The sequence below is a fragment of the Phenylobacterium sp. J426 genome, from assembly GCF_024699945.1.
Classification (GTDB): Bacteria; Pseudomonadota; Alphaproteobacteria; order Caulobacterales; family Caulobacteraceae; genus Phenylobacterium.
In genome coordinates this window covers 585,793-611,687 of record NZ_JAJOMY010000001.1, presented here as the reverse complement: position 1 = coordinate 611,687, position 25,895 = coordinate 585,793, and the positions used below count along the sequence as shown (strand labels likewise).

At 70.4% G+C, this 25,895-nt stretch carries 28 protein-coding genes, 3 pseudogenes and 1 riboswitch; of the genes and pseudogenes, 19 read left to right on the top strand and 12 right to left on the bottom strand.

The annotated features are described in order from the left end of the window. Window positions 1–2: 2 nt before the first annotated feature. From LRS10_RS03200 to LRS10_RS03160, 9 genes and pseudogenes are all read left to right on the top strand, one after another. A complete protein-coding gene (locus LRS10_RS03200; RefSeq protein WP_257835981.1) occupies window positions 3–539 on the top strand; it encodes a DUF721 domain-containing protein in 537 nt (178 codons plus the stop codon). A 115-nt stretch (window positions 540–654) separates the two neighbouring features. Next, window positions 655–1,275, top strand: a complete 621-nt coding sequence (locus LRS10_RS03195) for a DsbA family protein (RefSeq protein WP_257835980.1) — start codon at window positions 655–657, stop codon at window positions 1,273–1,275. Further along, window positions 1,276–1,902, top strand: a complete 627-nt coding sequence (locus LRS10_RS03190) for a DsbA family protein (protein ID WP_257835979.1) — start codon at window positions 1,276–1,278, stop codon at window positions 1,900–1,902. It begins immediately after the preceding gene. Between the two features lies 1 nt (window position 1,903). Further along, window positions 1,904–5,348, top strand: a pseudogene (smc, locus tag LRS10_RS03185) (chromosome segregation protein SMC). A gap of 189 nt (window positions 5,349–5,537) precedes the next feature. Further along, window positions 5,538–5,891, top strand: coding sequence for an AtpZ/AtpI family protein (locus LRS10_RS03180; protein ID WP_257835978.1), 354 nt, complete (start codon window positions 5,538–5,540; stop codon window positions 5,889–5,891). A 16-nt stretch (window positions 5,892–5,907) separates the two neighbouring features. Then, window positions 5,908–6,693, top strand: coding sequence for a F0F1 ATP synthase subunit A (locus LRS10_RS03175; protein ID WP_257835977.1), 786 nt, complete (start codon window positions 5,908–5,910; stop codon window positions 6,691–6,693). A gap of 55 nt (window positions 6,694–6,748) precedes the next feature. Next, a complete protein-coding gene (locus LRS10_RS03170) occupies window positions 6,749–6,973 on the top strand; it encodes a F0F1 ATP synthase subunit C (protein ID WP_012521147.1) in 225 nt (74 codons plus the stop codon). A 79-nt stretch (window positions 6,974–7,052) separates the two neighbouring features. Then, window positions 7,053–7,673 carry a hypothetical protein gene (locus tag LRS10_RS03165; protein ID WP_257835976.1) on the top strand — a complete coding sequence of 207 codons (621 nt, stop codon included), beginning with the start codon at window positions 7,053–7,055 and terminating at the stop codon, window positions 7,671–7,673. Between the two features lie 11 nt (window positions 7,674–7,684). Beyond that, on the top strand, window positions 7,685–8,188 hold the full coding sequence (locus LRS10_RS03160) for a F0F1 ATP synthase subunit B (RefSeq protein ID WP_257835975.1): 504 nt from the start codon (window positions 7,685–7,687) through the stop codon (window positions 8,186–8,188). A gap of 9 nt (window positions 8,189–8,197) precedes the next feature. On the opposite strand, the gene LRS10_RS24245 is transcribed toward LRS10_RS03160, so the two are convergent. From LRS10_RS24245 to LRS10_RS03130, 7 genes and pseudogenes are all read right to left on the bottom strand, one after another. Further along, entirely contained in the window at window positions 8,198–8,416 is a 219-nt protein-coding gene (locus LRS10_RS24245) for a hypothetical protein (protein WP_308237903.1), read from the bottom strand. Continuing rightward, a complete protein-coding gene (locus LRS10_RS24240) occupies window positions 8,416–8,583 on the bottom strand; it encodes a hypothetical protein (RefSeq protein ID WP_308237902.1) in 168 nt (55 codons plus the stop codon). The genes LRS10_RS24245 and LRS10_RS24240 overlap by 1 nt, the downstream gene beginning before the upstream one ends. A gap of 129 nt (window positions 8,584–8,712) precedes the next feature. Beyond that, window positions 8,713–10,279, bottom strand: a pseudogene (gcvPB, locus tag LRS10_RS03150) (aminomethyl-transferring glycine dehydrogenase subunit GcvPB). Continuing rightward, the gene (gcvPA, locus tag LRS10_RS03145; RefSeq protein ID WP_257835974.1) at window positions 10,276–11,607 is read right to left on the bottom strand and encodes an aminomethyl-transferring glycine dehydrogenase subunit GcvPA; all 1,332 of its coding nucleotides are present in this window, start codon (window positions 11,605–11,607) and stop codon (window positions 10,276–10,278) included. The pseudogene gcvPB and the gene gcvPA overlap by 4 nt, the downstream one beginning before the upstream one ends. Before the next feature lie 18 nt (window positions 11,608–11,625). Further along, window positions 11,626–11,991 (bottom strand): glycine cleavage system protein GcvH, encoded by a 366-nt coding sequence (gene gcvH / locus LRS10_RS03140; RefSeq protein ID WP_257835973.1) that lies wholly within the window; start codon window positions 11,989–11,991, stop codon window positions 11,626–11,628. 15 nt (window positions 11,992–12,006) lie between these two features. After that, window positions 12,007–13,185, bottom strand: coding sequence for a glycine cleavage system aminomethyltransferase GcvT (gcvT, locus tag LRS10_RS03135; protein ID WP_257835972.1), 1,179 nt, complete (start codon window positions 13,183–13,185; stop codon window positions 12,007–12,009). Window positions 13,186–13,362: 177 nt separating this feature from the next. Next, a riboswitch (glycine riboswitch) is annotated at window positions 13,363–13,455 on the bottom strand. Window positions 13,456–14,456: 1,001 nt separating this feature from the next. Next, on the bottom strand, window positions 14,457–14,930 hold the full coding sequence (locus LRS10_RS03130; protein ID WP_257835971.1) for a GatB/YqeY domain-containing protein: 474 nt from the start codon (window positions 14,928–14,930) through the stop codon (window positions 14,457–14,459). Between the two features lie 321 nt (window positions 14,931–15,251). Here LRS10_RS03130 and LRS10_RS03125 point away from each other — a divergent pair, with 321 nt between their 5' ends. Further along, window positions 15,252–15,641, top strand: a complete 390-nt coding sequence (locus LRS10_RS03125) for a PEGA domain-containing protein (protein ID WP_257835970.1) — start codon at window positions 15,252–15,254, stop codon at window positions 15,639–15,641. Between the two features lie 124 nt (window positions 15,642–15,765). Here the strand turns inward: LRS10_RS03125 and LRS10_RS03120 are convergent, their stop codons facing one another. Next, window positions 15,766–16,806, bottom strand: a complete 1,041-nt coding sequence (locus LRS10_RS03120) for a TIM44-like domain-containing protein (protein ID WP_257835969.1) — start codon at window positions 16,804–16,806, stop codon at window positions 15,766–15,768. A 250-nt stretch (window positions 16,807–17,056) separates the two neighbouring features. Here LRS10_RS03120 and LRS10_RS03115 point away from each other — a divergent pair, with 250 nt between their 5' ends. Further along, complete coding sequence (locus LRS10_RS03115; protein WP_257835968.1) at window positions 17,057–17,260, top strand: hypothetical protein; 204 nt, start codon at window positions 17,057–17,059, stop codon at window positions 17,258–17,260. 20 nt (window positions 17,261–17,280) lie between these two features. Further along, window positions 17,281–17,778, top strand: coding sequence for a GNAT family N-acetyltransferase (locus LRS10_RS03110; RefSeq protein ID WP_257835967.1), 498 nt, complete (start codon window positions 17,281–17,283; stop codon window positions 17,776–17,778). Here the strand turns inward: LRS10_RS03110 and LRS10_RS03105 are convergent. Then, window positions 17,775–17,999, bottom strand: a complete 225-nt coding sequence (locus tag LRS10_RS03105) for a hypothetical protein (RefSeq protein WP_257835966.1) — start codon at window positions 17,997–17,999, stop codon at window positions 17,775–17,777. The two genes, LRS10_RS03110 and LRS10_RS03105, sit on opposite strands and share 4 nt — an antisense overlap. A gap of 158 nt (window positions 18,000–18,157) precedes the next feature. Between LRS10_RS03105 and LRS10_RS03100 the strand changes: the two genes are divergently transcribed. Next, window positions 18,158–18,499 (top strand): glycine zipper 2TM domain-containing protein, encoded by a 342-nt coding sequence (locus LRS10_RS03100; RefSeq protein ID WP_257835965.1) that lies wholly within the window; start codon window positions 18,158–18,160, stop codon window positions 18,497–18,499. Window positions 18,500–18,511: 12 nt separating this feature from the next. Here the strand turns inward: LRS10_RS03100 and LRS10_RS03095 are convergent, their stop codons facing one another. Together LRS10_RS03095 and LRS10_RS03090 are read right to left on the bottom strand one after the other, a co-directional pair. Next, window positions 18,512–19,438, bottom strand: a complete 927-nt coding sequence (locus LRS10_RS03095) for an SDR family NAD(P)-dependent oxidoreductase (RefSeq protein ID WP_257835964.1) — start codon at window positions 19,436–19,438, stop codon at window positions 18,512–18,514. Between the two features lie 42 nt (window positions 19,439–19,480). After that, the gene (locus LRS10_RS03090; protein WP_257835963.1) at window positions 19,481–20,734 is read right to left on the bottom strand and encodes an MFS transporter; all 1,254 of its coding nucleotides are present in this window, start codon (window positions 20,732–20,734) and stop codon (window positions 19,481–19,483) included. A 224-nt stretch (window positions 20,735–20,958) separates the two neighbouring features. Between LRS10_RS03090 and LRS10_RS03085 the strand changes: the two genes are divergently transcribed. The 6 genes and pseudogenes from LRS10_RS03085 (at window position 20,959) to LRS10_RS03060 (ending at window position 24,896) form a co-directional block, all read left to right on the top strand. Further along, entirely contained in the window at window positions 20,959–21,471 is a 513-nt protein-coding gene (locus LRS10_RS03085; RefSeq protein ID WP_257835962.1) for a GNAT family N-acetyltransferase, read from the top strand. A 35-nt stretch (window positions 21,472–21,506) separates the two neighbouring features. Then, window positions 21,507–22,037, top strand: a complete 531-nt coding sequence (locus LRS10_RS03080; RefSeq protein ID WP_257835961.1) for a DUF1285 domain-containing protein — start codon at window positions 21,507–21,509, stop codon at window positions 22,035–22,037. Beyond that, entirely contained in the window at window positions 22,034–22,687 is a 654-nt protein-coding gene (locus LRS10_RS03075) for a CoA pyrophosphatase (RefSeq protein ID WP_374569452.1), read from the top strand. Before LRS10_RS03080 ends, LRS10_RS03075 begins: the two co-directional genes overlap by 4 nt. Further along, on the top strand, window positions 22,680–22,943 hold the full coding sequence (locus LRS10_RS03070; protein ID WP_257835960.1) for a hypothetical protein: 264 nt from the start codon (window positions 22,680–22,682) through the stop codon (window positions 22,941–22,943). Before LRS10_RS03075 ends, LRS10_RS03070 begins: the two co-directional genes overlap by 8 nt. Continuing rightward, a pseudogene (locus LRS10_RS24855) lies at window positions 22,940–24,189 on the top strand (CCA tRNA nucleotidyltransferase). Before LRS10_RS03070 ends, LRS10_RS24855 begins: the two are co-directional and overlap by 4 nt. Continuing rightward, the gene (locus LRS10_RS03060) at window positions 24,186–24,896 is read left to right on the top strand and encodes a type 1 glutamine amidotransferase (protein ID WP_257835959.1); all 711 of its coding nucleotides are present in this window, start codon (window positions 24,186–24,188) and stop codon (window positions 24,894–24,896) included. The pseudogene LRS10_RS24855 and the gene LRS10_RS03060 overlap by 4 nt, the downstream one beginning before the upstream one ends. Window positions 24,897–25,017: 121 nt before the next feature. Here LRS10_RS03060 and hemF read toward each other — a convergent pair whose 3' ends face one another. After that, window positions 25,018–25,893, bottom strand: a complete 876-nt coding sequence (gene hemF, locus LRS10_RS03055) for an oxygen-dependent coproporphyrinogen oxidase (RefSeq protein ID WP_257835958.1) — start codon at window positions 25,891–25,893, stop codon at window positions 25,018–25,020. Window positions 25,894–25,895 lie beyond the last annotated feature (2 nt).

Here is a 25,895-nt window from a genome sequence, read left to right as displayed (position 1 = left end):
ACATGCGACGCCGCCTGCCCAGCACCGCCGAGGCGCTGGAGATCTTGAAGACCAAGCGGAGCCGGCCGGCCCACCGACCGCCGCCGCCGGCCGGCCGCGCGCTGGGCGGCTATGTGCGCGAACTCGACGCCAAGTTCGGCCAGGGCGCCAGCGCGCTGTCGGCCCGCTGGAAGGAAGTTGTCGGCCCCGACATTGCTCGGCGCACCGAACCGGTGAAGCTGGTGAGGGGCCGCAACGGCGGCCCCTCGTCACTGGAGATCCGGGTCGCCGGTCCCTCCGCCGCCATCGTCCAGCACCAGGCGCACGAAATCCTGGCGCGGGTGAACCTGTTCCTGGGCGCCGACGCCGTCCAGAAGCTGCGCATCGTGCAGGGACCGCTCACCCGGCAGGAGCCCGCCGCTGCGCCGCGCCGCCGCAGCGCGCCCCTCGACGCGGCCGCGGAAGCCGAACTGGCCAAAGCCCTCGCCGCCGCGCCTGACGGCAAGCTGAAGCAGGCGCTGATGGCGCTCGGTCGCGGTGTTCTCAGGAGCCGACGCTAGACTTGCCTTGAAACCCCCGTGGCCAAGCTGATTAGGCTTGCCAGGCGCGGCATTTGCGCCCCTTCACGGGAATCGCGCTTTAATCTTTCGTTCAGAACTGCCGGAAGGTCTTTCGATGTCGATCCTCAGCCGTCGTCTTCTCCTCATCGCCGCCGCGGGCGCGAGCCTGGCGCTGGCCGGCTGCAGCAAGGGCGGCGCGGGCTCCGCCGCCTCCGCCGAGGACATGACGCTCGGCGACCCGAACGCGAAGGTGAAGGTGGTGGAATACGCCTCGGTCACCTGCAGCCACTGCGCAGCCTTCAACGAGACTACCTTCCCCGCCTTCAAGACGAAGTACATCGACACCGGCAAGGTCCACTACACCTTCAAGGAGTTCCTGACCCCGCCGGAACAGGTGGCCGCCGCCGGCTTCCTGGTCGCCCGCTGCGCCGGCAAGGACAAGTACTTCACCGTCATCGACGCGCTCTTCCGCGGGCAGCAGGAGATGTTCCAGAGTGGGGACATGCGGGGCGGGCTTCTCCGGGTCGCCCAATCCGCCGGCATGACCGAGGAGCAGTTCAACGCCTGCGTCGCCGACGAAGCCGCGCTGACGGCGCTGAACAGCCGGGTGGAGAAGGCCATCCGTCAGGACGGGATTCAGGCCACGCCCACCTTCGTCATCAACGGCAAGAAGGTGAAGGAAGGCGACATCACCATGGCCGAGCTCGACGCCGCCATCGCCGAGGCCTCGAGGTAGATGCTTACGATCGGCCGCCGTGCCCTGCTGCTGACCGGCGCCGGCTTCGCGCTGGCGTCGGGCCCGGCCTGGGCTCAGGCGGTCTATCCGAGCCCGGACATGACCTTGGGCTCGCCCAAGGCTCCGGTGCACATTGTGGAATACCTGTCGGTGAGCTGCTCGCACTGCGCGCACTTCAACGAGGAGGTCTTCCCGACGCTGAAGGCGAAGTACATCGACACCGGCAAGGTCCGCTGGACCTACCGCGAGCTCCTGACGCCGCCGCAGCAGGTCGCGGCCGCCGGCTTCCTGACCGCGCGTTGCGCCGGCCCCGGCAAGTACTTCAAGGTGGTCGACGAGATCCTGCGCAGCCAGTCACGCTGGCAGACGGGCAACATCAAGCCAATCTTCGTCGAGATTGCGAAGGACAACGGACTCACCGAGGCGCAGTTCGAAGCCTGCCTGCGGGACGAGAACGCGCTTGAAGCCCTCGAGGCCCGGGTCCGCTACGCGGTCGAAACGGACAAGGTTCAGGGCACACCCACGTTCTTCGTCAACGGCAAGCGCCTGGACGGCGGCGTGCCCTCGCTTGCGGACATGGAAGCCGCGATCGCGGCGGCCGCCAAAGGTGGGGAGGCGCTGACCTAAGGTGCACTTCCAGCGGCTGCGACTGTCGGGCTTCAAGTCCTTCGTCGATCCGACCGAGTTCCGGATCGAGACGGGCGTGACGGGCATCGTCGGCCCGAACGGCTGCGGCAAGTCCAACCTCCTGGAAGCGCTCCGCTGGGTTATGGGCGCCAACTCCGCCAAGGCCATGCGGGCCGGCGGCATGGACGACGTGATATTCGCCGGCAGCGGCAATCGCGCCGGCCGCAACCACGCCGAGGTGTCGCTCACCATCGACAACTCGGACCGGCGCGCGCCGCCGGCCTTCAACGACCACCCGGTGATCGAGGTCGTCCGCCGCATCGACCGCGGTGAGGGATCGACCTACCGGATCAACGGCCGCGAGGTCCGAGCCCGCGACGTCCAGCTGCTGTTCGCCGACGCCTCGACCGGCGCCAGTTCGCCGGCCCTGGTGCGCCAGGGCCAGATCTCGGAGCTGATCGCGGCCAAGCCGCAGAACCGCCGCCTGATCCTGGAAGAAGCCGCGGGCGTCAGCGGCCTGCACTCACGCCGCCACGAGGCCGAGCTGCGGCTGCGGGCCGCCGAGACCAACCTCGCGCGCCTGGACGACGTCGCGGGCGAGTTGGAAAGCGCGCTGGGCCGCCTGAAGCGCGAGGCCCGTCAGGCGGAACGCTACAAGCGCCTGTCCGCCGAGATTCTGCGCCCTGCAGGGCGCGGTGCTCTACGCCAAGTACGCCGAAGCCAGGGCCGCCGCACAGCGTCTCGCCGCAGAGGCCGCCGCCGCCGTCCGCGCGGTGGAGGAGACCGCCCGGGCCGCCGCCGCGGCGACCACCCGCGCGGCCGCCGCCGAGGAGGCGCTGAGGCCGCTCCGCGAGGCCGAGACGATCGCCGCGGCGGTGCTCAACAAGTTGGCGATCGACAAGGACCGCCTCGAGCGCGAGGAGGAGGCTCACGCCGCCGAGCTCGCCCGGCTGGGCGGCGACCTTGAGCGGATCGACGCCGACGCCGCCCGCGAGAGCCACATCGTCGAGGACGCCGAAGTCGCGCTGAAGCGCCTGGCCGAAGATCTCTCGGGCGTGGAGGCGGCCATCGCCGCCGCGCCCGAGCGCGGCCCCGAGCTGGAGGCGGCCGCCAAGACCGCCGAGACCGCCCGCGCCGACGCCGACGCCGAGGTCGAGCGGCTGGCGGGCGAGCTGGCCGCCCGCGAAGCCCACGCCCGCGCCGCCCGCGCTCGCGTCGAGGAGGCCCAGGGCCGAGTGGCCCGCACCCGCCGCGCCCTCGACCAGGCCCGCCAGGAACGCGCCGCCGTCGCCACGACCGCCAATCCGCAGGCGCTGCAGGCGAAGGCCGAACTGGAGGCCGCCGAGACCGCGCTCGCCGCCGCTCGCGCCGCCCTCGACGCCGCCGAGGAGGAGCGCAGCCAGGCGGTCGCCGGCGAGATGACCGCCCGCGAGGCCGCTCGCAAGCTGGAGGAGCAGCTCGGCCGCTTCACCGCCGAGGCTCGCGCTCTCGCCGGCCTCGTGGCCCAGGCCAAGCGCGGCGGCTTCGCGCCGGCCCTGGATTCGGTTGCCCCCGCGCGCGGCTATGAGGCGGCCCTTGCCGCCGCCGTCGGCGACGACCTGGACGCCGCCCTCGATCCGGCGGCTCCGGCCTACTGGGGCGGCCGTGACGCGCCGGCGCCGGCCTGGCCCGAGGGCGCGACGCCGCTCGCTCCACTGGTGGAAGCGCCTCCCGCGCTCGCCGCTCGCCTGGCCTATGTGGCCATCGTCGATCGCGCTGACGGCGACCGCCTGCAGAAGGTGCTGCCGCCCGGCGGCCGGCTGGTTTCCCGCGAGGGCGACCTCTGGCGCTGGGACGGCTTCACGGCGCGCGCCGAGGCGCCGAAGCCCGCCGCCGTACGGCTGGAGCAGAAGACCCGCCTGGCCGAGGTCGAAGGCGAGATCGAGAAGCTGGAGCCGAAGGCCAAGGCGGCCCGCGAGACGCAGGGTCTCGCCGCCGAGCGGGTGCGCAAGGCCGAGGAGGCGCTGCGCAACGCCCGCCGCGAGCCGCCGGCCCTGGAGCAGAAGGCCGCCCAGGCGCGAAACGCCCTGCAGCGCTTCGACCAGGAGGCCGCCCGCAACGAAGCCCGGGCCGCGTCGCTGGACGACCTGATCGGCCGCTTCGAAGCCGAGCTCGCCGAGCACGAGACCCAGCTCGCCGCGGTGACGCAGGAGGCCTCGGGCGAAGCTGAGGACAGCGGTCTCGCCGAGCGCCTCGCTGCGGCACGCGCCGCGTCGGCCGCCGCGCGCGAAGCCGCTTCCAACGCGCGCTCAGCCTATGAGGTCGAGATCCGCGAGCGCGACGGCCGCACCCGCCGCTTCGAGGCCCTGGCCCGCGACCGCGACGACTGGACCCGCCGTTCGACGGCCGCCGCCAAACGTCTGGAGCAGCTGGCAGAGGCCCGGACCAAGGCCCATGCCGCGCTCGAGGCCGCCAAGGCCGCGCCGTCGACCCTGCAGGCGCGGCGCGAAAAGCTGCTGGACGAGCTGTCCACCGCCGAGGCTCGCCGCGCCAAGACCTCGGATGCGCTCGCCGCCGCCGAGCAGGAGCGCACCGAGGCCGACCGCGCGCTCCGCGCCGCCGAGGCCCAGGCCGGCGAGGCCCGCGAGTTGCGCGCCAGCTTCTCCGCGCACGCGGAAGCCGCCACCCAGCGGCTGGCCGAAGTCACCGCCATGATCCGCGAGACGGCCCAGATGGAGCCTGAGGCGCTGAGTCAGAAGCTCAGCGACGAGGCGGTGGCGATCCCGGCCGACGCCGAGGGCATGGAGGCCCACCTCTTCAACCTTGAGCGACAGCGCGAATCTATCGGACCGGTGAACCTGCGGGCGGAGGAGGAGGCCGCGGAATACGCGTCGCGCCTCGAGACCATGCAGGCCGAGCGCGCCGACCTCACGGGCGCCATCGCCAGGCTGCGCCAGGGGATCGACCAGTTGAACGGTGAGGGCCGCGAGCGCCTGACCGCCGCGTTTGGCGTGATCAACGAGCACTTCAAGACGCTCTTCCAGACCCTGTTCCAGGGCGGCCAGGCCGAGCTGCGGCTGGTCGAATCGGACGACCCGCTGGAGGCCGGCCTCGAGATCTACGCGTGTCCGCCGGGCAAGCGGCTGGCCTCGATGAGCCTGATGAGCGGCGGCGAGCAGGCGCTGACCGCCGCGGCCCTGATCTTCGCCGTCTTCCTGGCCCAGCCGGCGCCGATCTGCGTCCTGGACGAGGTGGATGCGCCGCTGGACGACGCCAACGTCGACCGGTTCTGCAACATGATCGACGAGATGTGCCGCCGCACGGCGACGCGCTTTATCGTCATCACCCACAATCCGGTGACGATGGCCCGCACCGACCGCCTGTTCGGGGTGACCATGGCTGAGCGTGGGGTGTCGCAGCTGGTGTCGGTGGACCTGCGGCAGGCGGAGGCGATGGCCGCCCAGTAGCGCGCGGCCCGCCGGGTTCCCGTGCGTGAGGTGGCGGACGTTCTGCCGCGGCCTGGAAAAGTCCAACTAAAACAGATAGATATATACTTCGCGCCCAACCTTGACGCACTGCACACGCGTCTATAGGTTCCGCGCGACTTCAAGCCCCCGCCGTGGCGGCGACGTCGCGGTCTTTTGGCCTTCCGACCCATGCCGCAAACGGACGAGACGCGCGAAGAGGCGCTTCGGCGCCTGGACGCACAGGCCCGGGCTTTGCAAGCCCGGACCGCGCCCAAGGAGCTCCATGATTATGGCTCCAAGGCGGCGGGCTACGGCTACCGGCTGCTCGGCGTGTTGCTGGGTGGTCTGTTCGTGGGCCTGGGTTTCGGCGCGTTGGCCGACGCCCTGCTCAAGACGGGGCCTTGGGGGATGATTGTCGGAGTCCTGGTGGGCTTCGGGGTGTCGATCTGGATGGCCGTGCGCTCGGCGCAGCGGATGTCCGCGGAGGCGAAGGACTGGGGGCCCGCAAAGGACCTACCCTTCGACGACGACGAGGAAGATTAAGGGAGTTCGAGGCGGCATGGCCGACCCGATGCACCAGTTCGAGATCCAGAAGATCGTGGATCTCCCGGATGTGACCATCCCCGGCGTGGGCGTCATCGACATGGCGTTCACCAACTCGACGCTGGCCATGACCGTGGCGGCGGCGGGCATTGCGCTGCTCTTCGGTCTGGCGACCGCTCGCGCGCAGGTCGTGCCGGGCCGGCTGCAGATGCTGGGCGAGTCGGCTTTCGGCTACATCGACGATCTGGTCACCTCGATCATCGGTCACGAGGGCAAGCGCTTCTTCCCCTTCATCTTCACGCTGTTCCTGTTCATCCTGGCAATGAACCTGCTGGGCCTGTTCCTGGTGTTTACGGCGACCTCGCAACTCGCCGTCACCGCGACGCTGGCGGCGATCACCATCCTCCTGGTGCTGATCGTCGGCTTCGCTCGCAACGGCCACAACATGTACAAGCTGTTCGTGCCCTCGGGCGTGCCCTGGTACATGCTGATCCTCGTCACGCCGATCGAGCTGATCTCGTTCCTCCTTCGCCCCGTGACCCTGGCCCTGCGTCTGTTCGGCAACATGCTGGGCGGCCACGTGGCCCTGAAGGTCTTCGCCGGTTTCGTGGTCTCACTCGGCGCGCTCGCCGCCGGCGGCGGCCTCGGGCTCCTCGGCATCCCGGGCGCCATGCTGTCGCTGGGCGGCGTCGTGGCGCTGACCGCCCTGGAGTTCCTGGTGGCGTTCCTCCAGGCCTTCGTCTTCGCAGTTCTGGCCTGCGTCTATCTCAACGACGTGGTCAACCTCGGCCATCATCACTGATCGGCCGGGACAGTAGCCTTCAACCTTTCAACTTCGCAGTAGGACTAGGACAACAATGGAAGCGGAAGCCGCTAAGTACATCGGCGCTGGTCTCGCGACCCTCGGCATGATCGGCGCGGGCATCGGCGTGGGCACCCTTTTCAGCGGGTTCCTGCAAGGCGCCACCCGTAACCCGTCGGCCGCCGGCGGCCAGTTCACGAACCTCATCCTCGGCGCCGCTCTGACGGAAGCGCTGGGCATTCTGGCCTTCGTGCTCGGCCTGCTGATCCTCTTCAGCTAAGCGACAGTTACGCGGAAGCCGGCGGCGCTCCTTTCGGTGGGCGGCGTCGGCTTCGTGCTTTCAAGGACCTTCGAGCCAGATGGCGACTGAGTCCCAATCCGCGCCGGCGACCGGCGACCACGACGGTAACCCTGCCGCCGAAGCCGCGGAGGCCGTTCACGGCCACGAGGTTCCGGCCGGCGTCACCGAGGTCGCTGCACACGGCGGCGAAGGCGGCGGCTTGCCGCAGTTCCGTTTCGAGTACTGGGGCGGCCAGATCGTCTGGCTGCTGATCCTGTTCGCGATCCTCTATTTCCTGTTCGCGCGCGTGTTCACGCCGCGCTACCGGAAGATCATCGAGACGCGCCAGAGCACCATCGACGGCGCCCTCGAAGAAGCCCGCCGCGTGCAGGCGGAGGCGGACAGCCAGGCGCAAGCCGTCAAGGCCGAGATCGACCAGGCCCGCGCCAACGCGCGCCGCGTGGTCGCCGACGCCAACGCTAAGGCGGCCGCCGAACTGGCTCGCAGCCAGGCGGCAGAGGACGCGCGCCTCAACGGCGAGCTCGAGGAAGCCGAACAACGCATCCGCGCGATGCGCGACGGCGCCTTGGCGAACGTCGAGGCGATCGCAACCGACACGGCGCAAGCAATCGTCCAGAAGCTGACCGGTTCCGCCGTGACGGCCGCCGAAGCCGGCGCGCTGCGTCCGGCCCGTACCTGATAGAGATAGCGATGCCCGCATTCCTCAATCCGGCCGAAGCGGAGTTCTGGGTCGGCGCCGGCCTGGTCATCTTCCTGGCTATCGTCTTCTTCGTGGCCAAGGCCCACAAGGCCGCTGCGGCGGCGCTGGACGCCAAGGCCGCCGCCATTCAGTCCAACCTGGACGAGGCGGCGCGGATCCGCGACGAAGCCCAGCGACTGCTGAAGGACCTCCAGGCCGAACGCGCCGACGCGGAGCGTCAGGCGAGGGAGATGCTCTCCTCGGCCGAGGCCCAGGTTCGCCAGTTCGAAGCTGACGCGAAGGCGAAGCTGGAAGAGAGCCTCCAGCGCCGTCGAAAGATCACCGATCAGAAGATCGCCACGGCCGAGGCGCAAGCCGCCGCCGAAGTGAAGGCCGCGGCGGCCGAGCTGGCCGCTCAGATGGCCGAGCAGGTCCTGGCCCGGCGTCTCGCTGGCGCGAAGAGCGACCCGCTCGTCGATCAGGCGATCGGCCAGTTAGCCTCGAAGCTCCAGTAGAAGAAAAGTCTAACGGCGGCGGCGGAAGCGCCGCCGCGCCTTGACGGCGAAGCGATACCGGCTGGGCAGGACGACGCGTTCGACGCGCAGCGTCTGCTGCCAGAAGACCGGGAACACCTCCGGCTCGCGCCGCAGCAGGCGGCGGATGGGGTAGACCGTCTTCGGGTGGGCTCGCTGGAACTTCACGAACTGGCGACGCGCATAGAACGAGTTGCGCAGCACGATCATCAGCCCGACGACGATGACCGGGATGCCGCCCGGTCCCGGTAGGGGGCGATGAGGATGCCGACCGCCACGATGGCCAGCCCCAGCAGCACGAGGCCGAACCGCACAAAGCGGCTCACAATCTCGCGCGCGAGATCGTCCGTGGCGCGATAGACGCGCAATGATGGCATGGCGAAAGACACGTGAACGGACCTGGGAGCGCGCAGCGGAAGGGGAGGTTCCGCCGTCACGTTTCCAGATATGTGAATCCGAGCCGGAGTCGTAAAGCGGTCGGCGCGTTAAATTCTCCTAACGCGCCGCTATTCGGCGGCTAATGGCGCCGGCGCCACACCTGCGGGTTCCGACCGCCACACCAGCTTGGGCCTGCGGGCTGCCAGGGTCTCGTCCAACCGCCGCATCGGCGCGAGGTGCGGCGCGTTCTTGAAACGCTCAGCGTCGCCAGCCTTCGCCGCCTGGGCGAGAGCTCGCAGGGCGCCGCAGAAGCGGTCCAACTCCTGCTTGCTCTCGGTCTCCGTGGGTTCGATGAGCATCGCGCCGTGCACGACCAGCGGGAAGTACATGGTCATGGGGTGGAAGCCCTCGTCGATCATCGCCTTGGCGAAGTCGAGCGTGGTCACGCCGGTTCCGTCCAGCCAAGCGTCGTCGAAAAGCGCCTCGTGCATGCACGGGCCCTCCGGGAAGGCCGGCGTCATGACGTCGGACAGGCTGGCCTTGACGTAGTTGGCGTTGAGCACGGCGTCCTCGGCGACCTGACGCAGGCCGTCCGAGCCGTGGCTCAGCATGTAGGCCAGCGCGCGGACGAACATGCCCATCTGGCCGTGGAACGCGCAGAGGCGGCCGAAACCGGCGCCCCTCCTCCTTCAGCTCGAGGCCGGCGGCGCCAGCGACGATCCAGGGGGCCGGCGCATGCGGCGCAAGCGCCTCGGACAGGACGACGGGACCGGCGCCCGGCCCGCCGCCGCCGTGGGGCGTGGAGAAGGTCTTGTGCAGGTTGATGTGCATGGCGTCGACGCCGAGGTCGCCCGGCCGGACGCGGCCGACGATGGCGTTGAAGTTGGCGCCGTCGCAGTAGAAGTAGGCGCCCGCCTCGTGGGTCAGGCGGCTGATCTCCACGATGTCGCGCTCGAAGAGGCCGCAGGTGTTCGGGTTGGTGACCATGATCGCGGCGACGTCGGGACCCAGCTTGGCGGCCAGGTCGGCGAGGTCGACGCGACCGTCCGTGGTCTGAGCAATTTCAGTGACCGAATAGCCGACGAAGGCGGCGGTGGCCGGATTGGTGCCGTGGGCCGAGGTGGGCACCAGCACGGTGCGGCGGTGGGCCTGGCCGTTGGCCTCGTGGGCGGCCTTGATGCACAGCAGGCCGCAGAGCTCGCCGTGGGCGCCGGCCTTGGGCGACAGGGCCACGGCGGGCATGCCGGTCAACGTCTTCAGCCAGTGGGCCAGGCGGTCCATGAGCTGCAGCGCGCCCTGGGTGGTGGCCACGGGCTGAAGCGGGTGCAGGTCGGCGAAGCCGGCGAGACGGGCCATCTTCTCGTTGAGCCGCGGATTGTGCTTCATCGTGCACGAGCCCAGCGGATAGAGCGCCAGGTCGATGGCGTGGTTCTTCTGGGAGAGGCGCACGTAGTGGCGGACGGCCTCGGGCTCGGAGAGGCCGGGCAGGGCCAGGTCATCGCGGACGAGGTCGCCGAGGTCCGAGGCGTCGAGTTCGCACGTCGGCAGGTCGACGCCGGTCTTGTCCCAGCCGTCCAGGTCGAACAGCAGGGCCTCGTCCTGCAGCAGGGCGCGGCCGCCGGTCAGCGACTGGAAGCCCGTCGTATCGGCGGCGCCTTCGGGACGGGTGGGGCGGCCCACGTTGACGATGCTCATCGGGAAAGGGCGTCCTTCAGCGCGGCGATGTCGGCGGACGTGGTGGTTTCGGTGGCGGCGAGCAGCAGGACATCGTCCAGGCCAGCCGCCGGATCCAGGCGGGAGAACGGCCCGCCGGCGACGATGCCGTCGGCCAGCAGGCGATCGACGACAGCGGCGGCCGGGCCGTTGGTGCGCACGGCGATCTCGTTGAAGAAGCGCGGCGTCAGCACCTCGAGGCCGGCGGCCTTCACGGCGTCCGCCAGCTCGCGGGCCTTGGCGTGGTTGATCGCCGCCAGCTGCTTAAGCCCCTTCGCGCCCAGGAGCGACAGGTGGATGGTGAAGGCGAGCGCGCAGAGGCCGGAGTTGGTGCAGATGTTCGACGTCGCCTTCTCGCGGCGGATGTGCTGCTCGCGGGTCGACAGCGTCAGCACGTAGCCGCGGCGGCCCTCGGCGTCGACCGTCTCGCCGCAGAGGCGGCCCGGCATCTGGCGGACGAACTTCTCGCGGGCGGCGAACAGGCCGACGTAGGGCCCGCCGTAGTTCAGGGCGTTGCCGATCGACTGGCCCTCGGCGACGGCGATGTCGGCGCCCATGGCCCCCGGCGACTTCAGCAGGCCGAACGAGACGGCCTCGGTCGTCACCACGATCAGCAGCGCGCCCTTGGCGTGCGCCGCCTCGGCGATCCGGCTCACGTCGGTGACCACGCCGAAGACGTTCGGGGTCTGCACGACGACGCAGGCGGTCTCCTCGTCGATGGCGTCGATGACCGCGGCCTCGGCGTCGATGGCGGCGGCCTGGCGGACGATCTCCATGCCCTCGGCATGGGCGATCGTCTGGGTGGTGGCCGCGTAGTGCGGATGCAGGCCGCCCGACAGGATGGCCTTCTCGCGACGCGTGACGCGTTGCGCCATCATCACAGCTTCTGCGCAAGCGGTGGAGCCGTCGTACATCGAGGCGTTGGCCACATCGAGGCCGGTCAGGGCCGCGACCTGGGTCTGGAACTCGAACAGGACCTGCAGCGTGCCCTGGGCGATCTCGGGCTGGTAGGGCGTGTAGCTGGTCAGGAACTCCGACCGCTGGATGATGTGGTCGACGCTGGCCGGCACATGGTGCCGATAGGCGCCCGCGCCGCAGAAGAACGGGCCCGCGCCGGCCGGACGGTTCAGCGCCGCCAGAGCGCTGAGCTCCCGCTCCACCTCCAGCTCGCCCGCGTGCAGCGGCAGGTCGAACAGGTCGGCCTTGCGCGCGGCGGCCGGCACGTCGGCGAACAGCGCGTCGACGTCGGGCGCGCCGATGACGCCGAGCATCTCGGCCCGGTCGGCGGGGGTGAGCGGGAGGTAACGCATCGCGGAGAGACCCTGCGGTTAGAGCGAGGCGACGAAGGCGTCGTAGGCGGCCTTGTCCATCAGGGCGTCGAGCTCGGACGGATTGGCGACGCGGACCTTGGCGAACCAGCCTTCGCCCTCGGCCGACTGGTTGACGGTCTCGGGCGCGCCCGACAGGGCGTCATTGGCCTCGACCACCTCGCCGGTGACCGGGGCGTAGACGTCGGAGGCCGCCTTCACGCTCTCGACGACGGCGAAGGCCTCGCCGGCCTTCACGGCCTTGCCGATCTGCGGAACCTCGACGAACACCACATCGCCCAGCTGGCCGGCCGCGTGTTCGGTGATGCCGATGGTGGCCACGTCGCCGTCCAGCGACACCCACTCGTGATCCTTGGTGAAGCGCATCTTGGGGTCTCTCTCCTAGATCTTGCGGACGTAGCGTTGCGGGACGAAGGGCGTCTTCACGACTTCGCAGGCCTGGGCCTTGCCGCGGACGATGACTTTCAGCGGCGTGCCGGCCTCGGCCAGCGCCGGCGGCACGAAGGCCAGCGCGATTCCGTAGCGCAGGCTCGGCGAATAGCCGCCGGAGGTGACCACGCCGACCACCTTGCCGCTTTCGTCGGCGACTTCGGCGCCTTCGCGGGCCGGGGCGCCTTCCAGCACCTTCAGGCCGACGCGCACGCGAGCCGGGCCGTCGGCCAGTTCCTTGGCGATCCGGGCGGCGCCCGGGAAGTCACGCTGCTCGCGGCGGTTCTTGTTGATGGCGAAGGTCAGCCCCGCCTCGACGGGCGAGACGGTCTCGTCCAGGTCGTGGCCGTAGAGCGGCAGGCCGGCCTCCAGGCGCAGGCTGTCCCGCGCGCCGAGGCCGATCGGCTTCACCCGCTCGTCGGCCAAGAGCTTGTTCCAGACCGTGGTGGCGGCGTGCGCCGGGACCGAGATCTCGAAGCCGTCCTCGCCCGTGTAGCCCGAGCGCGAGACGATCAGCTCGGTCCCGAAGCCCTCCATCAGGCGGATGTCCATGAACGCCATGGTGACCACCTCGGGCACGTGGATCTTCAGGGCGTCGACCGCCTTCGGCCCCTGGATCGCGATGAGGGCGCGATCCTCGAGGCGTTCGATCTGCACCTGCGGCGACAGCTCGTCGTCGATGACCTTGAAGTCGTTGTCCTTGCAGGCGCCGTTGACCACCACGAACAGGCCGTCATCGCCCGAGCCGTCGACAGCGATCGGGCGGCCCGCCATCAGGTCGTCGATGATCCCGCCCTGGCGGTTCAGCAGCAGCGAGTATTTCTGCTTGCCGGGCTTCAGGCCGATGAAGTCGCCGGGGACCACCTCCTCGAAGGCCGCCAGCGGGGCGACGCCGCGGATCCGCGCCTGGCCCATGTGGGAGACGTCGAACAGCCCGGCGCTCTCCCGCGTCCAGAGGTGCTCCTTCATGACGCCCTCGGCGTATTGCACCGGCATCGCGTAGCCGGCGAACGGCACCATGCGGGCGCCCAGCGCCACGTGGGTCTCGGTGAGCGGGGTGGTCTTCAGCACGGCCTCGGCCGGCAGCTCGCTGACGGTGTTGGGCGCCAGGGGGGCGGTGGGATCGGTCATGGCGCGCGCGGACTCCGGCTGACGATGCGGCGAACGGTCAACCGGCGAGCGGTCCGTCTCGTTCGCGCCCCCGCTGTCCATTGGGCCTGAGAGATTTCGGGCCGGCGCTAGCCTGGCGGCCCTCTGCTCCTTCGGCGCCCGCTCACCCCGAAGGGCGGCGAGACTTTCCAGCGTTCATCAGCCCGCGCGGTCCTTTTGCCTGAGCGTTTCCGGGGCGGTTGCGCCTTCGGCGCCGGAGCTTGCGACTCCGGCCTCTCCCGCGAGAGTTGGCGGATGTGTCGGGGAAGCGCGAACGGGAGTCAACGGGGGATGAAGGCGCGGTCACACGTAGGGCGGGCTTGCGCCAGCAGCGGACCTTCGGGTGGCTGCGCGACGGTGCTCCCGTCAGCTGCCGCGGCGAACGTCAGCAATGGGTGGAAAGGCGACGTTGGCACAGCTAGCGTCACCGTTGATGCGTAGACCATGGATCGTCGTTGCAGCGCTCTGCGGAGCCGGGCTCCTGGCCCTACTGACGTATATTCGGCTCTCACCGGAGGTCGCCCGAGATGTCTGCCTTGATGGAGGCGGAGCGTGGCGGGAAGGTAAGTGCGTCGGGAGGCGACCCGTTGCGGACCTTTAGCGCGAGACGTCGCACGGTAGCCTAGGCGCGCAGCGACAGACGCAACTGAGAACTACGGGTTCGCTGGAACTCTTTCGACCGCGCTGACCCATTCCACGCCGAAGGCGGCCGCTCTGAAGGTCGGCAGGGTGGTGAGCGGACGTTGGCTCAGCGACGCTCGCCAATGAGCGGACGCCGCCTTACGGCCCAGCTCGCAGAACTTAAAAGGAGCAGGCTCGCGCCGACCAGGAAAGCCGTCCGCAAGCGCGCACCCCGCAGCTATGGCCGTGACCACGCCGACGAGCGGACCGCCAGGAAGATCGAGCAAGTCCCAGTATCCGCCGCCTATCGTCCCAACCGTGACCATGGCAATCGGCGTCAGGAGTAGACCGAGCATGAGCCCTCCGGCGAAGAGCGCCTTTGGGTGACGCCGGCCAAAGGAAGACCGGGAAGCAATCAGCCACGTTGCGCCTCCCGAACAAGCCGAGGGGATGACGACAAGCGCTGTGGCAAACGCGAACTCCGCTGCGCTCATGCAGTCTCCAATCCGACTTGGCTCCGAGCGTAGGCGTTGCCGCTTCGCGCCGCCTCTAGCCGACCTTCCCAACGTCCGCCGGCGACCCGCTGCGGACGCTAGAACGGCTCAGCTTCAAGCGATGGGCGCGCCCTTCACTCAACCCCTCGCCAGCACGCTGGCGGCCTTGCCGTCATACTGGCCGCTGAAGCTGTTTTTCAGGTGAGCCATGATGGTCCCGACGTTCGCATCGGGGTTCTTGGCCCGGAAATCGCTGATGGCCTCGCGCAGTTCCGATTCCGTCATCTGCTTTGGGCCATACGAGGAGAGGATCGCCAGCTCGGTTTCAGCCGCCTTGATGCGCTCGTCGACCTTCCGCGTGTCGCCACCGGCTTCGAGCAGGCGCGCGCGCTCGCCCGCAAGACTTTCCAGGGTCAGCTTCGTATTCTTCAGGAACTTCGCGACGGTTGCGGCGAGCTTTCCGTCCGTGACTTCGGTCACCCCCCGCTTGAACTCCTCGGTCGTGATCTGCGTACCTTCGCCGATCAGCGTTGTGAGCAGGTCAGCCTTCAGGCGGTCGTTCAACTTGCGTGCTGCGAGTTGGTCAGCTCTGAGCTCGTCGAGTAAAGCCATGTCGCGGTCCTTCCGATCCTACTCTGTTCGGCGGTGATATAGTGGCGGAAGCCGCCATTCAGGAGCGGGGTCGCCCCTGGGGAAAGGGTAGCAGGCTCTCCGCAATATCCTGCCTGCATCCCGTCAGCCATGCGCCAGTAGCCGTGAAGCCGAGGCCTTGATCTTGCAGCCGCGACGCCAGCGTCCCGGACAGACCGGCGTGTAACTTCAGGCTGCGACCATTGCCGATCGCAACTTTTGCGGGCCTACTTCGACTCAGCCGGGGAAGGGGCGATGGGGGGTTCCATCAGGCTGCCTCCTCAAGGCAAGGGAGGTTGCATCTTGAACATTCTGCGTCTGGCCGCCGTATCGACGGCGGCGATGAGCCTGTGTGCGTGCGCGACGGTCACCCGAGGCAGCAGCACCGCCTGGGAGATCAACAGCGATCCCCAGGGCGCTAAGGTGGAGACGTCCAACGGGCACCAGTGCCCGGCGACGCCGTGCTCCATCAAGATGAAGCGGAAGTCGGAGTTCACGGCCACCGTGACCAAGCCGGGCTACAAGCCGGCGACCGTGACGGTGACCAACAAGGTTGCCGGCGCTGGCGGCGCCGCCATGGCCGGCAACGTGCTGGTCGGCGGGGTCATCGGCGGCGGTGTGGACATCGCCACGGGCGCGATGCTGGACCTCACGCCGAACCCCGCGATGGTGAAGCTGGAGAAGGCCGACTAGTCGAGACCGATAGCCGGGGGTGGAGGGTAGGCGGCTTGTGCTGCGGGTGAGGCTCGCCCCTTCCACCATCCGCTCCTCGGCGGATGGTCCCCCTCCTGCCGCTTCGTCGGAGCGGCAGGGACGCCTAGGCTTCCTGGATGGCGGAGAGCTTCCAGGCGCCGCCCTGGTGGCGGACGAAGGTCCAGAGTTCGGTGGTCTCGGTCGGGCGGTCGGGGTCACCTTCCAGGACGGCGCCGGTGCTGCGGTCGCGGACCACGTCGAGGGCCTCGTAGCGCATTGCGGCGGTGGCGTATTCGCGGTCGTCCTCGCGCCAGGCTTCGGCCACGTCGGCCTCGAGCAGCTTCGTGCCGGAGATCTCGTTGCGGCGGCCCTCGGTGGCGTTCTGGGCCATGTCCTCGGCGAGGAAACCCATGACCTCGGGCGTCGTGCGCTCGCGCAGCGCGCCGTAGTCCTCGCGGCTCAGAGCATCCTGGACCTCCATCAGCAGCCGCTCGAAGGTGTCGCGGTCCTTGGGCGTGATCAGGATCTCGACAGGCGAGGCGGGCGGCGCGGCCGTGGCGTAGCCGGGTTCGGGCGGAGCGCTGACCCGGCCGAAGCCCTGCGGGGCGGGCTGCGGCGAGACGGGGGCGCGGGCGGCCGTGGGGTTCGGCCACGAGGCGGCGCCCGCCGCGCCGGCTGCGCCCGCCATCGCCGGCTGGTGCGACCGGCGACGGAACAGCTTCACGAGCAGGAAGACGACGCCGGCGACGACCGCCAACTGGAGCAGCACGGACAGGAAGCCCATCATGCCGGCGCCGAAGCCGTTGCCGAGGGCCGCGCCGATGAGGCCGCCCAGCAGCAGGCCGCCGAGCAGCCCGCCCATCATGCCGCCGCGGCGGGGCGCCTGGGCGGCGCGGGCCGCCGCCGGGGCGGCCGCAGGCGCGGCCGCCGGGGCCGTGGCCTTGGGAGCTGCGGTCTGCGCACCGGGCGCGGGAGGGGTCATCGAACGCTGGATCGGAGCCGCGGGCTGGGGGGCCGTCTGGGTGGGCGGCGGCGCCTGATAGGTGCGGGCGCCGCGGCTGCCGAAGCCGCCGCCGCGCCGGGCGTCGGCGGTGTCGGCGGCCATCAGGCCGATGCAGAAGGCGACGCCGGCGACGGCGAAAGACCTGGACCTGAAACCGTTCATCGCCTGCTCCTTGCGCTGAGGGCCCGATATAGGCGCTCCCGGGCTCGAAGACACCGCCAAACGCGTCCGAAGTCGCCAGCCTGAACACGATGTGACGTCATGTTCGCGATATGTTCTTGACCTCCCCGCGCGTTTGCGAGATTTCGGATACCGTTGCGTCGTACGGCCGAAGCCACGGCGGGCGGGATCCGTGATTCCGGTCGCGCCCCGCAGGTTGAGCCCGGGGACGCCCGGCGCTACGACTTCGCGCATGAAGAAGGCGTCCGAGTTCCGGGAGCACGCGCAGGAGTGCCGCAGGCTGGCGGCGGGCCTCGACGGCGAGGCGCGCGCCCAGCTGCTGGAGATGGCGCGGACGTGGGAGCAGATGGCCGAGGAGCGGTCGGACCTCGTGCGGCGCCACCCTGAACTGGGCCTGGAGGGCGAGGCCGAGGAGGAGCTCGGCCCCTCGGCCTGAGGGGCGGGCGACCGGGCGCCATGGAAATTTCCGACATCCAGCTGCGACCGGCGACGCCGGCCGACATCCGTGAGCTCGGCGAACTGGGCGCCCTGCTGGTGGCCCAGCATCATGCGTTCGACCCCCGACGGTTCATCGCGCCGGGCCCGGACGCCGCGCGCGGCTATGGGGACTTCCTGGTGGGCGAACTGGCAAAGCCGGACGTCGTCGTGCTGACGGCGGCGGACGCGGAGGACCGGGTGGTGGGCTATGCCTACGGGGCGCTGGAGGGAATGGACTGGCTGGCGCTGCGGGGGCCGGCCGGCGTCATCTACGACCTGGTGGTCGACCCCGCGGCGCGCGCGCACGGCGTCGGGCGGCGGCTGGTCGAGGGCCTGATCGCACGGCTGGAGGCGCTGGGTGCGCCGCAGGTGGTGCTGTTCTCCGCGACGCAGAACGCAGCGGCGCAGCGGCTGTTCGAGCGCGTGGGCTTCCGGCGGACGATGGTCGAGATGACGCGCGAGCGGGGCGGCGGCTAGCCTGCCGGCTGCGAACCCGGCGGCGGCGAGGCGTCGGTGGGGGCGCCCTGGGCGGCCGGGGGTTCGGTCCCTGCGCCGCTGCGCTCGTCGGTTCCGGGCTTCACGAACAGGAACACCAGCAGGATGGCGAACACCGCCATGCCGGCGATGGCCATCCAGGTGAGGCGGCCCTTCGGCGCCTGGCCGGCGGCGTTCATCGGCTTTTCCTGGCGGACGACCATGGCGGCGGCTCCTGTCTGGTGTGGCGTCTGTTGTCGGGCTTGCGGCGAACGGGAGGCCGGGCGGGGCGTTCCAGTGCTCATCATTTGACAGCCTCCCGCCGCCGGAACGGCCGCGCCGGCCCGGCGTTTGTCCGACGCCCGACATAAGGAGCTGGACAGTGAAGAAGACGATGATGATCGGCGCGGGAGGCGCCCTGGTGATGGTGCTGGGCGGCTGCGCGAGCACCGGCTACGGCGACCGCTACGCCTCGGCGTGCGAACGCGACTACGAGCGCAACCGCGCCGCGGCGACGGCGGCGGGCGCGGTGCTGGGCGGCGCGGCCGGCGCGGCGATCGCCCGCGACGACGCGACCGGCGCGGCCATCGGGGCTGTGGCGGGCGGCGTGATCGGCAACCAGCTGGCCAAGCGCGACGACCCGTGCGGCTACGGCTTCAGCGGCTATCCGGTGGATCGCCGCTACGGCTACTGGGACGAGCGCCGCGGCCGCTGGGTGCGCTGAGCCGGCTGACCGTCAGGCGGGCTCGACCTTCTTCGGCGGCGGCGCGCCGGCCCCGCCGAGGTCGTAGAACTTGCCGGCCATCTGCGGCACCGCCTCGGAGAGGATGGTCTCCACCGTCCAGGCCTCGCCCTCGGGCTTCGTGCAGGTCTCGATCGGGCGCGGCTGGGAATAGAGATGGATGGTCTCGCCCGAGACCCCGAACACCTGTCCCGAGACGTGGGCCGCGGGGCTGACGAGGGCGACCGAGAAGCGGGCCGGCTGGTCCGGGCGGATCTTCTCGGCCATGGCCGCCCGGCGGGCGGCGTGCGCCTCGTCGCGGATCGGCACCGACTGGGTCATGCGCGTCCACGCGACGGGGGCGATGCAGTTGGCGCGGACGTTGTTGCGGGCGCCCTCCATCGCGATGATCCGCGAGAGCCCGGCGATCCCCATCTTGGCCGCGCCGTAATTGGCCTGGCCGATGTTGCCGTAGAGGCCCGAGGTGGACGTGAAGAACATGTAGGCGCCGTCCTGCTGGTTGCGGAACAGCTCGATGGTGGCCCGCGCCACGTTGAACGAGCCGCGCATGTGGACGTCGATGACCTTGTCCCAGTCGTCCTCGGTCATCTTGTGGAACATCACGTCGCGCAGGATCCCGGCCGGGTTGATGACGGCGTGCAGGGCGCCGAAGGTGTCGAGCGCCTGCTCGACCATGCCCTGCACGGCGCGGTAGCTGGTGACGCTGTCGGAGTTGGAGGCGGCCTCGCCGCCGCGCTCGCGGATGAGGCGGGCGACCTCCTCGGCGGGACTGGCGGAGCCTTCGTCGTCGCCCTTCAACCCGGCGCCCAGGTCGTTGACCAGCACCCTTGCGCCCTCGGCCGCCGCGATCAGCGCGCAGTCGCGGCCGATGCCGTTTCCGCCGCCCGTGACCAGGACGACCTTGCCTTCCAACACGCCCATGAAATCCTCCCATAAATCTCGCTGAATTTATGGGGACGGAGCCTATTCAAGCCGGTCGGCGCGGCGCAAGTCGGGGAAGAGGCGGGCCCACAGCGCGGTGACGGTCAGCGCGCCCACGCCGCCGAAGATGGCGGCGCCGATGGGGCCCAGCCAGCGGGCGACGACGCCGCTCTCGAACTCGCCGAGCTCGTTGGACGCGCCGATGAACACCGAGGAGACGGCGGCGACGCGGCCCCGCATGGCGTCCGGGGTCACGAGCTGGACGAGCGTCTGGCGGATGTAGACGCTGAGCATGTCGGCGCCGCCGAGCACGGCGAGGGCGGCCACCGAGAGCCACAGCGTCTTGGAAAGGCCGAAGACGATGGTGGCGGCGCCGAACAGGGCGACGCCCGCGAACATGAAGAGGCCCGCCTTGCGGCGGATCGGGTTGGCCGCGAGCCACAGCGCCACCAGCGTGGCTCCGATGGCCGGCCCGGCGCGCAGGATGCCGAAGCCCTGCGGGCCCACGTGCAGGACGTCGCGGGCGAACACCGGCAGGAGGGCGGTGGCCCCGCCCAGGAGGACGGCGAAGAGATCGAGGCTGATGGCGCCGAAGACGATCTTCTGACGCCAGACATAGGCCAGCCCCTCCTTCATCAGCTGCCAGCGGCTGCCGGGGTTCACGTCCGGCTTGGCGTTGCCGTGGATGGAGAAGACGAAGACGGCGGCCAGGCCATAGAGGCCGAAGGTGGTGAAATAGGCCGTCTCGGGCGCGTGCATCAGCAGCAAGCCGCCGGCCGCCGGGCCGGCGATCGCGGCGGTCTGCCAGGCCAGCGAATTCCAGGCGATGGCCCGGGGCAGCAGCTTGCGCGGCACCAGCATGGGCCCCAGCGCCGTGTTGGCCGGCGCGAAGAACGCCCGGCTGGCGCCGAACAGAACGGCGATGCCGAGCAGCAGGGCCGGGCTGGCCCAGCCGTTCACCGTGGCGATCGCCAGGGTGAGCACGCTGGCGATCTCGCCCGAGAGGCAGAGCAGCAGCACCTTCTTGCGGTCGTAGCGGTCGGCGGCCTCGCCGGCCGGCAGCGTCAGCAACAGGACGGGCACGAAGGCGGCCAGGCCGATCATGCCGACCAGGAAGGCGCTCTCCTCGACCGAGCGGGTCTCGCGGGCCAGGACGTACATGTGCCAGCCCATCGCCACCGACTGGATCTGGCTGGCGAAGCTGCCGGTCCAGCGCGAGCCCCAGAACGACAGGTAGTCGCGCTCCTTGAGGAGCGCGCGGGCGGAGGGGACGTCGTCATCTTGGGGCTGGGACATGCGGAGCCTGCGACACTGGCCTGCGTCGTGGGGCTTCGCAACGGGGGCGCGGCAACGGCGTTGACGCCGGCGGGCGCGGGCCCTATTTGCGCGCACTCCGAGAGGCGGCCAGGAGGCCCCGAGATGCGACGACGTCCCTGCGCCTGAGCGCGCATGAACCGCCAGGTCCGGTCCGGCATTGAAGCCGTCCGGCGTACGCCGTCCCCTCTCGAGAAGACCCGATCATGTCCGTGATGCCCTGCGCGCCCGACGGCGCTCCCTCCGGTACGCTCTCCCTCGTCCACGAAGCGCCCGGCGACGCCGCCGCCATCGAGGCCCTGCTGGACCGCGCCTTTGGTCCGGGCCGTTTCGCCAAATCGTCCGAGCGGGTGCGCGAGTTCGCCGACTTCGCGCCCGAGCTGTCGTTCTGCGCCTTCGAGGACGGAAGACTGGCCGGGGTCGTGCGGATGTGGCGCGTCAAGGTGGGCGAGACGCCGGTGGTGTTCCTGGGCCCCCTGGCGGTGGAACCCGGCCTGCAGAGCGCCGGCGTCGGCGGGCGGCTGGTGGCGCAGGCCTGCGCGGCGGCGGAGGCGGCCGGCGAGGCCGCGGTGCTGCTGGTTGGGGATCCGCCCTATTTCGAGCGCTTCGGCTTCGAGGGGGCGCCCGCGGCGGTGATGCCGGGGCCGGTGGAGCAGCGGCGGGTGCTGATGCTGCCGTTCCGCCCGGTGACGCTCAGCGGCCCCGTCAGGCCGCGGTAGTTGAGCCGACTCCCCGGGGCGCCTACCTTGCGCAGGTGAGCAACAAGACCACCCTCGACCAGCTGGCTGAGGCCGCGCAGCCGAAGCGCGGCCTGCCGCCGGTGCATCTGTGGAACCCGGAGCGCTCGGGTCAGATCGACATCGTCATCCGCAAGGACGGGTCGTGGGTGCACGAAGGCGGCGAGATCAAGCGCGAAGCGCTGGTGCGGCTGTTCTCCACCATCCTGCGCAAGGACCCGGACGGGACCTGGCTGGTCACGCCGGTCGAGAAGCTGAAGATCACCGTCGAGGACGCGCCGTTCGTCGCCGTGCGCGTCGACCGGGTCGGCGGCGCGCTGCGGTTCACCACCAATGTCGGCGACGAGGTCGAGGCCGGACCCGACCATCCGATCCGCGTCGAAATGGGCGAAGGCGGCGAGCCGCGCCCCTATGTGCACGTGCGCGGCGGACTGGAGGCGCTGATCTCGCGGCCCGCCTTCTATGAGCTGGCGGAGGTCGCCGAGGAGCGCGACGGCGCCCTGGGCGTGGTCTCGAACGGTCAGTTCTTCGAGGTCGGTCGCCCGTGAACGACCTGTCGAAACCCCGTGACCTGAAGAGCTGGATCGCCGACCACCTGGACCCGCTGCACGACGGCGAGCCGGTGGCAGGCCTGCGCCGGCGCTCGGACTACGACCTCGCCCCCGGCGGCTGGTCGGCGCAACCCGACCAGACCCTGACGCCGGCCTCGGTGCTGATCGGGCTCGTGGAACGGGAGGCGGGATACACGGTGCTGCTGACACGGCGCTCGGACACCTTGCGGCGGCACACCGGCCAGGTCGCCTTGCCGGGAGGGCGCCAGGACCCGGGCGAGACGCCCTGGGAAACGGCCCTGCGCGAAGCGGAGGAGGAGATCGCCCTGGAGCGGAGGTTCGTCAGCCTGGCGGGCCTTTCGACGCCCTACCAGACCGGCACCGGCTACCTGGTCACGCCCGTCGTCGGCTTCGTGGCGCCCGGCTTCGAGCTGAACCCCAATCCCGACGAGGTGGCCGACATCTTCGAGACACCGTTCGGCTTCCTGATGGACCCCGGCAACTACGAGGAGCACGAGCGTGAGCTGCCCAACGGCGAGCGGCGGCGGTTCTACGCCATGACCCACCAGGAGCGTTTCATCTGGGGCGCGACCGCGGGCATCCTGCGGGCGTTGTACGATCGGCTGTATGGAGCCGCCCTTGCTTAGGCTGCTGCTCCTCCGTGGCGCGCTCATGGCGGCGCCCTTTCTCCTGTGGTTCGTCTGGCGGGCCTGGGCGAGGCGAAGCGGCCGCGAGCCGGGCGCGACGCCGTGGCCCTGGCTGTTCGCCGTGGGCGCGGTGCTGGTGGCCCTTTCGTTGATGGCGACGGCGATATTCCATCCGGACACCCGCGGGCAGACCTATGTTCCCGCCGAGGTGGGCCCCGACGGGCGGGTCACGCAGGGGCGCTACGAGGACCGATGACCGACACGGTAGGACAGCCCGCCTGGATGACGGCCAGGTCGGCGGTGCGGGTGATGGACGCCCTCGAGGCCGCCGGCGGCCCCGACTCCGCGCGCTTCGTCGGGGGGTGCGTCCGCAACACCCTGATCGGCGTGAAGGTCGACGACGTCGACATCGCCACCCGCCTGACGCCGGAGGCGGTGACGAAGGCGCTGGAGGCGGCGGGGATCCGCGCCGTGCCGACCGGCGTCGAACACGGCACCGTCACCGCGGTCGCCGACCACACCCCCTATGAGATAACCACCCTGCGCCGCGACGTGACCACCGACGGCCGCCGCGCCACGGTGGCCTTCACCGACGACTGGGCCGAGGACGCCGCGCGCCGGGACTTCACCGTCAACTCGCTCTATGCGCGCCGTGACGGCTCGATCTACGACCCCAGCGGCCACGGAGTAGCCGACGCCAAGGCCGGGCGGATCATCTTCATGGGCGAGCCCGAGCAGCGGCTGCGCGAGGACCACCTGCGCAACCTCCGGTTCTTCCGGTTCCACGCCTGGTACGGCCGGGGGAGCCGGACGCCGCGGCCGTGGCGGCGTGTGCGGCGCTGAAGGACGGCGTCCGGAACCTTGCGGCGGAGCGGATCTCGAAAGAGCTGCTGAAGCTGCTGGCGGCGGATGATCCGCGGGCAGCGGTGCGCCGGATGGCGGACGCCGGCGTGCTGGGCGTGATCCTGGAGCTGCCCGCCAATCTCGGGCGGTTCGACGGCCTGACGGCGATCGAGAGCGAGCAGCTGTTCGAGGCCGACGCCGTTCTGCGGCTGGCCGCCCTCTTTCCGGACGACCAGGTGGCGGCGCTGAAGCTGGGCGAGCGGCTGCGGCTGTCGAACGCCGACCGCGACCGCATCGTGGCGGCGCTTGCGCCGACGCCTGAGCTGAAGAGCTGGATGAGCCCCCGCGAGATCCGTCGGGCCGTCTATCGCACGGGGCAATCCGTCTTCCGCGACCGGGCGAAGCTGGCCTGGGCCGCGGCGCCCGGCACCGCCCAGGCGACCCAATGGCGGGGGATGATCGCTCTGGCCGAGGGTTGGACGCCCCCGGTCCTGCCGCTGACCGGCGAGGACGTCATCAAGGCCGGCGCGCCGAAGGGCCCGATGGTCGGGCGCATCCTGCGCGAGGTCGAGGAGTGGTGGATCGATCACGACTTCCTCGACGACCGGCTGAGCGCCATCGAGAAGCTCAAGGCGGTCGTCCAGGGCATGGTCTATTGACGGCTGACCCCCTGAAGATCGGCATCCTGAAGACAGGACGGCCGCCGAAGCCGGCGGTCGAGCGATTCGGGACCTACCCGGACATGTTCATGCGGCTGCTGGGGGCCGACACCTACGCCTGGCGGACCTATGCCGCGGACGAGGGCGAGTGGCCGGGCGCGCCCGAGGACAATGACGCCTACATCGTGACGGGCTCGGCCTGCGGGGTCTACGACGCCGAGCCGTGGATCGCGGAGCTGATCGGCTTCCTGCAGGCGGCGAAGGGCCGCGCCAAGCTGGTCGGCGTCTGCTTCGGCCATCAGGCCATGGCCCAGGCGTTCGGTGGTCGCGTGGTGAAGTCGGACAAGGGATGGGGCGTCGGCGAACATGTCTATGGCGTGATCTCTGCGGAGCCCTGGATGGATCGGGTCGAGACGATCCGCCTGCCGGCCTCGCACCAGGACCAGGTGGTGCAGAAGCCGCCGGGCGCCGAGGTGTTCGCCGGCTCCGACTTCGCCCCCTTCGGCGCGCTCGTCTGGCGCGACCAGCCGGCGATTTCGATCCAGCTGCATCCCGAGTTCGAGCCGGACTACGCCAAGGCCCTGATCGATGCCCGGCGCGGCAGCGTCTATCCGGACGCCCAGGCCGACGCCGCCATCGCCAGCTATGCGGCGCCGGACGACCGCGTGCGCGTCGGGACCTGGATCAACCGCTTCCTCGCAACATAACCGCCTGCCCGGCGGTTGGGTCGGAATGAAGAAGCCAAACGCCTACTGGCTGATCGCGGCGAGCGCCCTGGCGGCGCTGGTCTTCGGGCTCGCGACACCCGCTCTGGGCTCGTAGGGACCCCTAAGGCCAGGCCACCATCGGCGGCATGGACGAGAGGATCGTCTCGACGTTGCCGCCGGCCTTCAGGCCGAACATGGTGCCGCGGTCGTAGAGCAGGTTGAACTCGACATAGCGGCCGCGGCGGACGAGCTGTTCGGCCCGCTCGGCCTCGCCCCAGGGTTCGACCATGCGATGACGGACGATCTTCGGATAGACGTCCAGGAAGGCCTCGCCGACGGCGCGGGTGAAGGCGAAGTCCTTCTCGAAGTCGCCGGTGTCGTGGCGGTCGTAGAAGATGCCGCCGACGCCGCGGTGCTCGTTGCGGTGCGGCAGGAAGAAATACTCGTCGCACCAGGCCTTGAACTTCGGATGGTACTCGGGATCGAAGGCGTCGCACGCGGCCTTCATCGCGGCGTGGAAGAGCCGGGCGTCGTCGGCGTCCTGGCTTCTCTGTTCGTCCAGCATCGGCGTCAGGTCGGCGCCGCCGCCGAACCAGCTCACGGCCGTCGAGAGGAAGCGGGTGTTCATGTGCACCGTCGGCACGCGCGGGCTGACCGGATGGACGATCAGGCTGATCGAGGCCGAGACGTAGGACGGGTCCTTGTCTGCCGCCGGCATCTGGGCGGCCATCTCGGGCGAGAACTGCGCCACGGCCGACGAGGTGTGGACGCCGGCCTTCTCGAACAGCCGGCCCTTGAAATGGCCGCCGACGCCGCCGCCGACACCGCTCTCGCGGGTCCACGGACGGAAGTCGAACCGTCCGGGGTCGCCGGGGAACAGCTCGGGCGGCGCCTCATCCTCCAGCCGCTCCAGCTCTGCGCAGATGCGCTGCTGCAGGCTCTCGAACCATTCCTTGGCGCGCACGCGGCGGGCTTCGATCTCGGCGGAAACGGGCATCG